Source organism: Acinetobacter sp. S40, from assembly GCF_016624705.1.
GTDB lineage: Bacteria > Pseudomonadota > Gammaproteobacteria > Pseudomonadales > Moraxellaceae > Acinetobacter.
This window is the reverse complement of the sequence record NZ_JACVTU010000001.1, coordinates 437055-450137: the sequence shown is the minus strand read 5'-3', so window position 1 is coordinate 450137 and position 13083 is coordinate 437055. Positions and strand designations below refer to the sequence as shown.

At 40.2% G+C, this 13083-nt stretch carries 10 protein-coding genes; 5 read left to right on the top strand and 5 right to left on the bottom strand.

The window, feature by feature from the left end:
- The first annotated feature begins 49 nt into the window (after positions 1 to 49).
- A complete protein-coding gene (gene ptsP / locus IAE19_RS02005) occupies positions 50 to 2341 on the top strand; it encodes a phosphoenolpyruvate--protein phosphotransferase (protein WP_200459261.1) in 2292 nt (763 codons plus the stop codon).
- Between the two features lie 67 nt (positions 2342 to 2408).
- Here the strand turns inward: ptsP and IAE19_RS02000 are convergent, their stop codons facing one another.
- The gene (locus IAE19_RS02000) at positions 2409 to 4073 is read right to left on the bottom strand and encodes an acyl-CoA dehydrogenase family protein (protein WP_200459260.1); all 1665 of its coding nucleotides are present in this window, start codon (positions 4071 to 4073) and stop codon (positions 2409 to 2411) included.
- Between the two features lie 69 nt (positions 4074 to 4142).
- On the opposite strand from IAE19_RS02000, the gene IAE19_RS01995 reads away from it, so the two are divergent.
- A complete protein-coding gene (locus IAE19_RS01995; protein WP_200459259.1) occupies positions 4143 to 4769 on the top strand; it encodes a TetR/AcrR family transcriptional regulator in 627 nt (208 codons plus the stop codon).
- Positions 4770 to 5066: 297 nt separating this feature from the next.
- Complete coding sequence (locus IAE19_RS01990) at positions 5067 to 6587, top strand: catalase (RefSeq protein ID WP_200459258.1); 1521 nt, start codon at positions 5067 to 5069, stop codon at positions 6585 to 6587.
- A gap of 361 nt (positions 6588 to 6948) precedes the next feature.
- Here the strand turns inward: IAE19_RS01990 and IAE19_RS01985 are convergent, their stop codons facing one another.
- Positions 6949 to 8004 carry an MBL fold metallo-hydrolase gene (locus tag IAE19_RS01985; protein ID WP_200459257.1) on the bottom strand — a complete coding sequence of 352 codons (1056 nt, stop codon included), beginning with the start codon at positions 8002 to 8004 and terminating at the stop codon, positions 6949 to 6951.
- Positions 8005 to 8089: 85 nt separating this feature from the next.
- Positions 8090 to 9034 carry a cation diffusion facilitator family transporter gene (locus IAE19_RS01980; protein WP_200459256.1) on the bottom strand — a complete coding sequence of 315 codons (945 nt, stop codon included), beginning with the start codon at positions 9032 to 9034 and terminating at the stop codon, positions 8090 to 8092.
- Positions 9035 to 9388: 354 nt separating this feature from the next.
- Between IAE19_RS01980 and IAE19_RS01975 the strand changes: the two genes are divergently transcribed.
- Entirely contained in the window at positions 9389 to 10273 is an 885-nt protein-coding gene (locus IAE19_RS01975; RefSeq protein ID WP_200459255.1) for a LysR substrate-binding domain-containing protein, read from the top strand.
- Between the two features lie 113 nt (positions 10274 to 10386).
- A complete protein-coding gene (locus IAE19_RS01970) occupies positions 10387 to 11061 on the top strand; it encodes a DUF1345 domain-containing protein (RefSeq protein WP_200459254.1) in 675 nt (224 codons plus the stop codon).
- Positions 11062 to 11117: 56 nt separating this feature from the next.
- Here IAE19_RS01970 and IAE19_RS01965 read toward each other — a convergent pair whose 3' ends face one another.
- A complete protein-coding gene (locus IAE19_RS01965) occupies positions 11118 to 11783 on the bottom strand; it encodes an HAD-IA family hydrolase (protein ID WP_200459253.1) in 666 nt (221 codons plus the stop codon).
- A complete protein-coding gene (locus IAE19_RS01960) occupies positions 11780 to 12712 on the bottom strand; it encodes an RluA family pseudouridine synthase (RefSeq protein ID WP_200459252.1) in 933 nt (310 codons plus the stop codon). Before IAE19_RS01960 ends, IAE19_RS01965 begins: the two co-directional genes overlap by 4 nt.
- Between the last annotated feature and the right edge of the window lie 371 nt (positions 12713 to 13083).

Here is a 13083-nt window from a genome sequence, read left to right as displayed (position 1 = left end):
TGCTGTTATAACATCACTAAGCGCGATTCACTTTTTGGAGCATACATTCATGTCAAACATGCAACTCGACACCTTAAGACGGATTGTTCAGGAGATCAATGCGTCGGTGAGTTTGCATGATTCACTAGATATTATGGTTAATCAGGTCGCCGATGCGATGAAAGTTGATGTCTGTTCTATCTACTTACTGGATGAACGGAATCAGCGTTATCTACTTATGGCCTCTAAAGGGTTAAATCCCGATTCGGTGGGCAATGTATCTCTTCATGTTGGTGAAGGTCTAGTCGGTCTGGTGGGACAGCGCGAAGAAATTGTTAACCTTGAAAATGCCTCTAAGCATGAACGTTTTGCCTATTTGCCAGAAACAGGGGAAGAAATTTACCATTCTTTTTTGGGCGTACCTGTCATGTATCGCCGTAAAGTAATGGGCGTATTGGTCGTTCAGAATAAAGAACCACAGGATTTTAGTGAAGCTGCTGAATCCTTTTTGGTCACGTTGTGCGCCCAGCTTTCAGGCGTGATTGCCCATGCCCATGCTGTAGGCAATATTGATGTATTTCGCAAGCCAAGCTCAGGGGCTGTGTATAAAACATTTCAGGGCGTTTCTGGCGCTGGAGGGATTGCATTAGGTCGTGCCATTGTGCTGTATCCTCCTGCAGATTTAGCAGCAGTTCCTGACCGTGAAGCAGATGACATCAGTGATGAATTGCAACTACTTGATCAAGCCATTGTTTCCGTGCGCACTGAAATTCAGTCACTCGATGAAAAAATGCAAGACTCGCTAATGTCGGAAGAACGCGCATTGTTTAGCGTATTTTTACGGATGTTGGATGAAAATGCTTTACCAGCCGAGATCAAGGAACTGATTCGTGCAGGTAACTGGGCGCAAGGTGCTGTACGTCGTGTTATTGACAAACACATTAATTTATTCGCTCAAATGGAAGATGATTATTTACGTGAACGTGTTTCAGATTTAAAAGATTTGGGGCGCCGTATTCTGGCTTCTTTACAAGAAGCCGATTCCAGTCATCGTGAAATCAGTCCAGACAGTATTATTATTGGTGAAGAAATCAGCACTGCGGCTCTGGTTGAATTACCTGTCGACAATATTGCGGCTATTGTCACCACAGAAGGTGCCGCCAATTCCCATATGGTGATTGTTGCACGTGCATTGGGGATTCCTACTGTCGTTGGTGTTACCGAATTACCTATTAACACGCTTGATGATGCTGAGATGATTGTCGATGCGTATCAAGGTCGTGTTTTCATTAATCCCCCACGCCGCATGCGTCAGCGTTATAAAGAGATTCAAAAAGAAGAAGAGCAGATTGCCAAAGATTTAAAACAGTATGAAACCCGTGATGCCATTACACCAGATGGCGTAGCGGTACGTTTATATGTCAATACAGGCTTAATGATTGATGTCGTGCGTGGCGTACAACGTGGCGCAAAAGGGGTGGGCTTATACCGCAGTGAAATTCCGTTTATGTTACGTGATCGCTTCCCGGGTGAAGAAGAGCAACGTGCCATGTATCGTCAGCAGTTAAGTCACTTTGCAAATAAGCCTGTTACCATGCGAACACTGGATATTGGTGCAGATAAAGATTTACCTTACTTTAGTATTGAAGAAGAAAACTCTGCACTTGGGTGGCGTGGTTTACGCTTTACTCTGGATCACCCAGAAATTTTTTCGACTCAGGTTCGCGCGATGCTAAAAGCGAGCATTGGTCTAAATAATCTACATATTTTACTACCCATGGTCACTAGTGTAAGCGAAGTTGAAGAAGTTCTATATTTATTGGAACGTGACTGGATCGCAGTACAGGAAGAAGAACAGGTTAAAATCACCAAACCCAAAATTGGCATTATGGTTGAAGTCCCAAGCGTGCTATTACAAATTGATGAGTTTTCAGAATTGGTCGACTTTTTCTCAGTCGGTTCAAATGACCTAATTCAATATCTACTGGCAGTTGACCGTAATAATCCCCGTGTTTCTAGCGTTTATTCACATTTTCACCCATCGGTATTACGCGCCTTGCAACGTCTGGTCAAGGAATGCCATAAATATGAAAAGCCTGTCAGTATTTGCGGTGAAATGGCTGGGGATCCTTTTTCAGCAATTTTATTGATGGCAATGGGTTTCAACACATTATCCATGAGTTCAAGTAATATTTTGCGGGTACGTAAAGCAATTTGTCACGTGCCAATGAGTGATGCAGAAAAATTACTAAGCGAAGTTGTTAAAATGAATAATCCTCTTATCGTCAAAAGCTGGATGGAATATTATTTTAAAACGCATGGCTTGGGTGATATGGTCAAATCCAACCGATTATCGGTGTAGTCATTCTCCGACTATTATAGGATCAAGAAAAAGAGCCTGATCTCCTTTTTCTTGATCCTTGGCTAGCTTAAATAGGTAAACTTCGCTCCAAAATTTGCTGTACTATCCCGACTTCTGAGCCTGTCTCTGGCACGTAAATTAATCCTGTCACACGTCCATGAAACGCACTGTAACGTGACTCGATAAAAGTTTCTGCAACCGTATGGGGTGCATAAAGTTTCAATAACACGGCTTGAGCTAAAATCACTAAACGACTGACAAAACTACGTGCCATAAATTGTAATTGTTCGGGTGGCTGTTTTAAGTAACCCCATAATTCATTGACTTCGTTTTGGAGTTTTTGCTCCTGTGATGTCACTGCATAAAAAGATTCAAATAAACGCTGAACCGATTCTGGATGACGTTGAATCGCCCGCAATACATCCAGACACATAACATTACCAGAACCTTCCCAAATTGAATTAACAGGTGCTTCCTTAAATAATCTTGCCATAATCCCGGTTTCGACATAACCATTGCCGCCAAACACTTCCATTGTCTCGCCCGTCAACTCAACGGCGCGTTTACAAATCCAGAATTTTGCCGCTGGAGTCATAATTCGCGTCCAAGCCTGAGATAACTCATTCTGTTGTTGATAAGACGCAGCCAAATACATGCTCAATTGTAATGCTGCTTCGCTTTCAAGTGCCAGATCAGTCAAAACCGCCTGCATTAAAGGCTGATCAGCTAATACCTTACCAAATGCCCTACGCTGACGCGTATAAGAAATACATTGCACTAGAGCCTGCCGTAAAATAGCAGAACTTCCCACAACACAGGTTAAACGGGTATAAGCCGCCATTTCAATGATGGTAGGAATACCACGCCCCTCCTCACCGATCATAATGCCCCAAGCATCATGGAATTCAACTTCACTACTTGAATTACTTCGGTTTCCCACTTTGTCTTTAAGACGCTGAACATTTACTCTGTTCTTGGTGCCATCGTCTAACCAGCGAGGAACATAGAAACACCCTAGTCCATCTTCAGGTGTTTGTGCCACCACCAAATGTGCATCCGACATGGGGGCTGAAAAAAACCATTTGTGCCCTGTAAGTAAGTATTCCTGCCCCCGACCTGATGTTGTAATCGGCCTTGCTAAAGTTTGATTGGCACGAACATCTGACCCTCCCTGTTTCTCGGTCATGCCCATTCCCATCCACATAGATGATTTTTGTGAAATTGGCACATCACGTTCATCATAGTGCGTAGATAACAGCTTTTCTCCCAACTGTTGCCATAATTTAGGTTCACGCTGTAATAAAGGAATGCTCCCTAAAGTCATCGCATTTGGACATAGATTTCCACATTCAACTTGCCCGCTCAGATAAAATCGTGCTGCCCAATCGACCCATGAGGTTTTCGACGTGGTGGCAATAAATGGATGAGCATGTACGCTATTTTGACGATTTAACTTCATCCATGCATGCCATGCTGGATGAAACTCTAGATAATCGATTCGACGGCCACGTGCATCAAAAACCTGTAATTCTGGGGTATGTCGATTGGCCTGATCGGCAAGTGTATAGGCCTCTGACGTACCAAGCTGTTCGCCAAAATCTGAAAGTAGCGCCTGATCCTGACTCTCATAGCGCGTTAAGATTTCTTGTAAAATTGGATCTGTTCGATATAAATTATAATTGTGTAGTTCATCAAACTGGTTTTCAATCTGATGCGTGATCCATGCGTTCATCGCTTTATCCTTTCTCATGTTTATACCAGTATAAGAAAAAATCAGCCGCAAGGTGTTCGGGTTTAATTTATGAAAATAACCAGTATTAAAGTGCGTAGAAAACCCAAGCAATCAAGGGCTAGATTTACTCAGGATGCTCTAATGGATAGCTTTGTTCAGCTTTTATTGGAAAAAGAAGCCACAGAGATTACCATTCGGGAAATTACAGATCTTGCTGGTGTTGGTTTAGGTACTTTTTATGAATATTTCAGTCAAAAAGAAGATTTACTCGCATTAACTATCCACCATTACGTACAACGCAATGCGCACTCCTTACAACAAGCTGCGGAAACTGCCCTTAAACAAAGTACAGATCTTAAAACTTATATTTATACTCTTATCCATTTACAGATTGCTCCCATTATTGAACAAAGCCGTCTTTGGCAGAAATTGTTTTTATTAGAACGACAAATTTCAAATGTGGACATTTATCAAAAACATTATTTACAGCATGTGCAATCTTGGGCTGATACCTTAAAACACTATCCCGATCATATGCTTATAGATATTGAATGGCTTGCACTGAATATTCACCGTATAAGTTATGGTTTTATTTCCCAAACACTGATGATTTCTTCTCATCGTCCAAATTGGGAGCAACTTGAGCGGGATATCCAAATGGGAATTTCGGGGTATATACAAAACATTAGACATTAATCGTTTATATCTATCACAAAAACAAATTTAATCGTTTTTACATTTTAATAAATTTTGCGTATGTTGAAGCCATAGATCAATTTTTCCGATCTGAAAAGTTTGCTTTGCGTCGGTTCATGAGATTGCAATACCGTCATTATATGTTGAAAAACATAGACAATAGGAGTCTCTGATTCGACTATTTTTTACAAAATATCCAATGTCATTCAGGGTCAGGGATGTTAGTTATATAGTGTTGCTATACCCATGACATTACTACAATTTTAATCACTAAACTGTGTTCGACGGAGAATTAAAATGAGTGACGATAAATTAAAGTGTCCAGTCACCCACCTTACTACTGATGCAGGGGCACCTGTTGTAGATAATCAGAATAGTATGACGGCAGGTGCTCGAGGCCCTCTTTTAACCCAAGATTTATGGCTCAATGAAAAACTAGCTAATTTTGCCCGTGAAGTTATTCCAGAACGCCGTATGCATGCCAAAGGTTCTGGCGCATTTGGTACATTTACCGTAACTCATGATATTACTCAATATACTCGCGCTAAGATCTTTAGCGAAATTGGCAAGAAAACGGAAATGTTTGCGCGTTTCTCAACTGTTGCAGGTGAGCGTGGTGCAGCCGATGCAGAACGCGATATTCGTGGTTTTGCGCTGAAGTTTTATACCGAAGAAGGCAACTGGGATATGGTCGGGAACAATACGCCTGTGTTCTTCTTCCGGGATCCGCGTCAATTCCCAGATCTAAACAAAGCCGTTAAACGTGATCCAAAAACTAACTTACGTAACCCAACCTATAACTGGGATTTCTGGACATTATTGCCAGAAGCTTTACACCAGGTCACGATTGTGATGTCTGACCGCGGTATCCCCGATGGTTATCGTCATATGCATGGTTTTGGAAGCCATACTTATAGCTTTATTAACGCCAATAATGAACGTTTCTGGGTCAAATTCCACTTCCGCACCCAACAAGGCATTAAAAATCTAACGGATGCTGAAGCGGAAGCGTTAATTGGTAAAGATCGTGAAAGCAGTCAATCAGATTTGTTTAATGCTATTGAACGTGGTGATTTTCCAAAATGGAAATTATGCATTCAAATCATGCCTGAAACTGATGCAGAAAAAGTTCCATACCATCCGTTTGACCTCACCAAAGTCTGGCCGCATGGCGACTATCCACTCATTGATGTGGGTGAATTTGAGCTCAATCGTAATCCTGAAAATTATTTCCAGGATGTAGAACAAGCAACTTTTGCTCCTAGCAATCTAGTACCAGGTATTAGCTATTCACCTGACCGTATGTTGCAGGCACGTTTAGTGAACTATGCAGATGCACATCGTTATCGTGTTGGGGTCAACCATATTCAGGTTCCAGTCAATGCACCACGTTGCCCAGTTCACAGTAACCGTCGTGATGGTCAGGGCCGTATGGATGGAAACTATGGCGGTCTTCCACACTATGAACCAAACAGTTTCCATCAATGGCAAGAACAACCTCAATACCGCGAACCTCCATTAAAGATTAATGGCGATGCGGATTTCTGGGATTATCGTAAAGATGATAGCGATTATTTCAGCCAACCACGAGCCTTGTTCAATTTAATGAATGTTGAACAAAAACAGGCTTTATTTGATAATACTGCACGAAATGTGGGTGGCGCATTAGACTTTATTCAATATCGTCATATTCGTAACTGTTATGCCTGTGATCCTGCTTATGGCGAAGGTGTAGCAAAAGCATTGGGCAAAACTGTTGCGGATGCACAGGCTGCACGTGCAACTGATCCTGCACAAGGCAATCCGGGATTATTATAGAATTTGAGTTGCAAACCCAAATTTTAAAAATTTGTTATTCCTGAACTTCACTGATCATGAGTTTAAGGGCGACAGGAATATCGCCCTGTTTAATTTTGTCTTTTGCTATTTTCAAAAAAACTCAGTATCAATAAAAAATCATTCATTATGGGGGCACGCTTTCTACAGATCTTTGTGCTTACGTTATCTGAGTATAAAAGTGGAAATTGCTCATGCGAAAATATTCAAATTTCTACTATACAAATATTCAGAATACTCGCATAGCAACCCAGAGTGTGGCATTTTTAATTCAACTGCGTTTATCTCTCCATTTTCGGAGGAAAAGACTGCGATAATAGTTTTTATCTCTTATAGCAGCAGATTAAACAGTTAACTTATGCCCTTCTTTAATGCAATAAAACGGATTGACAAACTTGGATGACGTTTTAAGCAAGTGGCTCAACTCGTGTTCTGGCTCATCACGACTTTCATCTGTCAGTTGAAAGGTTCGATAATGAATCGCCATAGAACGATGTGCCTGCAAATCTAAATGCGCATGTAAAGCATCTTGCGGATTCATGTGCGCATACTGCATCAAATTACGCGGCTCATAAGCACCGATAGGTAATAATGCGATTCTTGCATCGCCAAATCGTTCATGAATTTCTTTGAAATGTGGCGAATAGCCTGTATCACCGGCAAAAAAACAATGACCATTACGGGTAACCAGTGAAAAACCACCCCAAAGCGCTTTATTTTGATCACGCAAGCCACGTCCAGAACGATGTTGTGCAGGTGTATAAGCAATTGTGACTTCATCATGGAATGGAATCATCTGCCACCAATCCATTTCAATCACATGAAAGTCTTTATGAAGATAGTAGCTATTGCCTAAACCCGTATAAATAGGCATCGCAAATTTTTGGTGTAACCAGTGTAATGTTGCCAGATCCATATGGTCATAATGATTATGACTGAGTAATACGCCATGAATCATGGGTAACTGTTCCAGCGCAATACCCGCTGGACAGACACGCCGTGGGCCACGTCCCTGCTGTGGACTCGCATATTCACACCACACGGGATCAGTCAAAAAATTAAATGGCCCGATTTGAATGAGTACTGTTGCATGTCCAACAAACCAGACTTGCCAATCATCCATATCTGCATCTGGGCGATTTTTAGGCAATGCGATCGGAGTATTGATTCGGTTTTCATATTCCTGCTGAATATCGACTTGCCATGTAAACGACTCACGAGTGGCTAACCATCGTAATAGTTCTTTTGATCCTTTTGTACCAGAACGTTTGATCTGATTTTGAAAGCGACTCGCACTGGCATGTTCGGAATCTGCATAACGAAATGGCGGTTTACTCCATGTGTGTGTCCAGCAGGATTGAGTCGGCAATTGATATGTTAATGTCGGCTTCTCTTTCATAGGGCAATTCGGTTATGCAGCAATAGTTTAGGGGCAGGGTGTTTATCCATCTTAACGATTAAATCAAATTATGCTACTCCTCAATTTATTTCTCTTGTAACCGACCTTTCATTCGTTGCAACCAGACCTGTCTGGATTGAGGTTTAATAAATAAAGCGACGATTTCAGGATGAATCTGTCTGGCTTGAGTTTCAATACGATTGACACAGATTTCAATATCGTCTGAAGTTAAATTATCTTTAAATTCAAGACTTAAAGATGCAATTACCTGATGCGCGCCCATTTGTTCAGTCAATACACCATTTGCCGAAAATACAGAGACATCTTGTTGTGCAATCGATAATAAATTTTCACGCAGTTCAGGATTAGCAGTTTCACCAGTTAATAATCCTTTAGTCTCACGCGCCAATAAAAATGCAGAAATCGCCAATACAACACCGATCAAAATTGAAGCAACTCCATCCAATATTGGCATATCCAGATAATGTGCTGCTGTAATTCCAACCAATGCAATGAACAATCCAATCAATGCAGCGGAGTCTTCAAACAAGACCGTGAATGTCGTGGGATCTTTACTACGTCGAAATGCCTCAAAATATCCCAGTGAACCTTTTTCTTTACGAAAACTCTTAAGCGCTACACGCCATGAAATGCCTTCACAGACGATCGCAATTGCCAACACAATATAATTAATCATGGGCGAAACCATTTCTTCAGGCTGACGTATATGTTGTATTCCCTGATAAATTGAAACAATTGAACCCAATGCAAAAACCAGCAAAGATACAATAAAAGCCCAAAAATAAAGCTCACGTCCATATCCAAAAGGATGTCGAAAATTAGCAGGTTTTTGCGATTGCTTTAAACCATGTAACAGCAAAATTTCATTGAGTGTGTCCACCACAGAATGCACCGCTTCACTGAGCATGGCAGAACTATTGGTGATATAGGCAGCGATAAACTTAACCAAAGCAATCATCAGATTGCCAAATAATGCAGCATAAACCACAATTTTATTTGATTCTGCCATATCAAAACCCTATTTTTATTTTTCATTAACTAGTTGTTATAGCGATAATCGGTTTATTTACAAAGAATTTTCATGTTGTCATTTGTTGTTTTATGAGCTTTCTTTGCCGCAACTTTCCGCGTAGTTATACGTTGGGTTTTATGAATGAATCTAAATAAAAAAATTAAACTAGATAAAATTAATACAAAATATTGATATATATAAATAATTATATATCCACCTCTTTATTTTAAAATAATCCAGCTTGTAGATCCCGCCATTTATAATTTAACGACTCAACCGAACTTCCTGCCTGACTTATTTATGTTTTATACTGGGTTTCAAAGCTATTTTTAATATTTTGTGGACTCATTTATGGAGTTAAGGCATCTTCGTTATTTTGTCACTGTTGCAGAAGAATTAAATTTTAGTAAAGCTGCGCTCAAACTTTACACGGCCCAACCCTCTTTAAGCCAACAAATTAAAGATTTAGAAGTAGATGTAGGGGTCAAATTATTAAATCGAACGAAACGTAAAGTTGAACTGACTGAAGAAGGTGCTGCGTTTTTAGAACAGGCGCGTTTAATATTGGTTCAAGCGGATAAAGCTGTAGCAATCGCAAGGCAAATTGCGAAAGCAAAACAACAACGCCTACGAATTGGGTTCGTGCCGACAGCAGAGATTAATATTTTTCCACACGTACTTCCACAATTACGCATTCAAAACCCTGAATTGATCGTTGAATTAATTCATCTGAATGAATGCCAACAAATTACAGCATTAAAAAATAACGAGCTCGATGTTGCCTTTACCTATCAAAACCTAAATGCAGACCACATTCAAAGTCAAAAAATAGTTGATGAAGCTTTAATTTTTGTGATTCCTGAAACTCATCCACTCGCACAGCAGCCTGTTATTCCCTTGCACATGTTGGGCTACGTTGATTTTCTATTGCCAAACGAAGAGGATTTTCCCGCGTTACATGCGCTCATTTTAAAATTGATACAACAACATCATTTAACCTTACAGCTCCATAAAATGGATCATCTGCTGCTTAATATCAATGAAATGGAACATGATAATTGGTGTACGATTTTACCTTTCTATGCAAAAACCATGTTAGCGCCTGATCTGGTCGTGCGAGCATTAGCCATTGATTTGCCAGATTTATCACTTTTTGTAAATTTTAATACACAGCAAGATTCAATGAATACAAAAAAATTTATACAACGACTATCAAAAGTATTTTGTTATGAATAAATCCTGATTAAAGTAAATCATAACGACTATCTTAAATGCTGATTCCATAGCTCATTGATCGGTGATTTTAATTCTAACCACTAACATTATGATACTTCAGGAGAAACCTGATCATGCTGTTCTTTTTACATCGGCTCAAAAGTGGTATCTATAATCGTCCCCAGTTTTTTATTGCTCTATTGATTGGCATCGTCATCTGCATCGTCTTGACCTTTACCACTTTTTGGCACTGGTCAACAATTATTCTGTTGAGCTGGAATATTTCTGTAGGAATATATCTCATCCATGTGAAAAAGATGATGTGGCAAGCCGATCATTCAGCCATGCAAACTCAAGCAAAAAAACAGGATGAAAGTAAATGGGTCATTATGTTGCTGGTCATTTTGGCGCTCCTGATGTGTCTCATCGCCATTGTGATGCAACTTTCTTCCATCACGAAAAACACTCATTTTCAATACTGGCATTTAGGTTTAGCGTTATTAACTATTATTTCAGCATGGCTATTTATGCATACCGCCTTTGCATTGCACTATGCCCATGATTTTTATATGGCTCGTTCTTATGGAAAAGATGATGGTCTGGATTTCCCAAAGACACAGGATCCCATGTATCCAGATTTTATTTATTTCAGTTATATCATAGGTACTTCAGCACAAACCGCAGATGTTTCAATTACTTCACAACATATGCGGCTCTTAAGTATTTTTCATGCGATGTTGGCATTTGGGTTTAACACCACGATCTTGGCAATTTGTATTAATATCGCAGCAAGTTTTATATCTGGTTAAAAGAGAAGGCTGTACGCTCTCTAAAATCAATGCGATATAAACTTGGCTTTTAGGTGTCATGCTTCTGTTTGTATTTGAATCATTTGATGCAAATAACGATGCAAACTAGTAATGTCATGGACGATGGTAAGAGGCTGATATTTTTTGAGTATTTCAATATCATGTACTCCATAGCTCACACCAATTCTTGGCATCTTAATATTCATTGCCATTTCAAGATCATAGCTACTGTCCCCTACCATAACGGCATTTTGAACATTCACACCCGTAAACTCTAAAATTTCCTCAAGCATTAAAGGATGGGGTTTTGACATGGTTTCACTTGCAGCACGGGTAATATCAAATATTGCGTGACTTTGCGTCTGGATAAGCACCCGATCCAGCCCGCGACGACTTTTACCTGTCGCTACTGCCAATTTCATGCCTTGAGCTTTTAAATCTTGCAAAAGTTCAGCCACGCCATCAAACCATGCATCATGTCTGGAATTTTCCACATAATGCTCGCCATAGCTCACCAAAATATCCTGTTGCAAATGTGGAACTTGCGGAAACAAAGTTTGCATTACCTCAGGCAAGCCCAAGCCAATGATACTTTGTGCAGCTTCATCAGTTAAAGGTTGTTCGTATTTTGAGGCGGCAAATTTAAGACTTTCAACAATCTGTCCCACTGAATTAAATAGCGTGCCATCCCAGTCAAATATAATCAGTTCAGGTCGATTCATTTTTGCGCTCTCAATTGTGCTACAACACTTTGAATATCCTCAGGAAGTGGTGCTTCTATTACAGGATAACCTGGTATTTCCAAACGCATAGCATGTAAACATAAGCGCCGGGCTTCTGGTCCTGCATAAACAGTTTGATGACCATATTTGTCATCTCCCACCAAAGGATGGCCAATACTTAAACCATGTACCCGAATCTGATGCGTCCGTCCAGACAACGGTGAAGCATAAACCAAAGTTGCTTCCTTAAAGCGTTCTGCAATCACCCATTCAGTTTTACTCGGCTTGCCATCTTTGGAAACACGGACACGACGCTCGCCATTCGCCAGCTCATAACGTAATAATGGCGCATCAATTAACTGCTTATCCAGACTCACCTGCCCCTTAACCAAAGCAGCGTAAGTCTTACGAATTTTATGTTCGCGTAATAAATCCTGAAGATGCTTTAAGGTGCTGCGTTTTTTGCTGATCATAACCAAACCTGAAGTATCTCGGTCAATGCGATGAATCAGTTCCAAATACTTTTTACCTGTCGCAGCGCGCAACGCCTCAATCAAACCATACGTCATTCCACTGCCACCATGTACCGCAATACCTGCTGGTTTATTTACTACCAACAAACCTTCATCTTCGTAGATCACACGCTTTAGTAAACTTTTTGCAACTTGATCACTTACAGGTGCTGCAGTTTCGTCTTTTTGTTCATAACGAATAGGAGCGACACGAATCTGATCACCAATATTGAGTTTACTTTCTGCTTTAATCCGTTTTTTATTGACTCGTACCTGACCCTCACGAATCAGCCGATAAATCCGACTTTTAGGTACACCTTTTAAACGACTAAATAAAAAATTATCAATGCGCTGCCCTGCTTGATGCTCGTCCACGTCAAACCAAGTGACACTTTGCCATTGCTGTGTAGAATTCATACAGTATTTGAAACCCGATTATTTATTAAATTTGAGTGAAAAATAACCACTTAGACAGTTGATTTCACAAGAAACATCTATTTAGCCCATAGGCAGATGCTGCAAGGTTTGATATAGTCAGCGCACGGATACCGCCGTAAGTGAACAAAAACGAAAAATATTTCAATGTTTGTGAAATTCATTTTCGTTCAAGATTTCACCAAAAGCTCGGAAAGGTCCCCAAAGAATATGCCGACGCCGAAGGCTTATTATATCGGCAAAATGACAAACTGTTGCGTTTAATTATGCTTTTGCATATGCAGTTTGTTGAAAAATATATGTCGCCAACCGTTAATGTTGGTTATTAAACGTAAACTGATGCACATCAGACA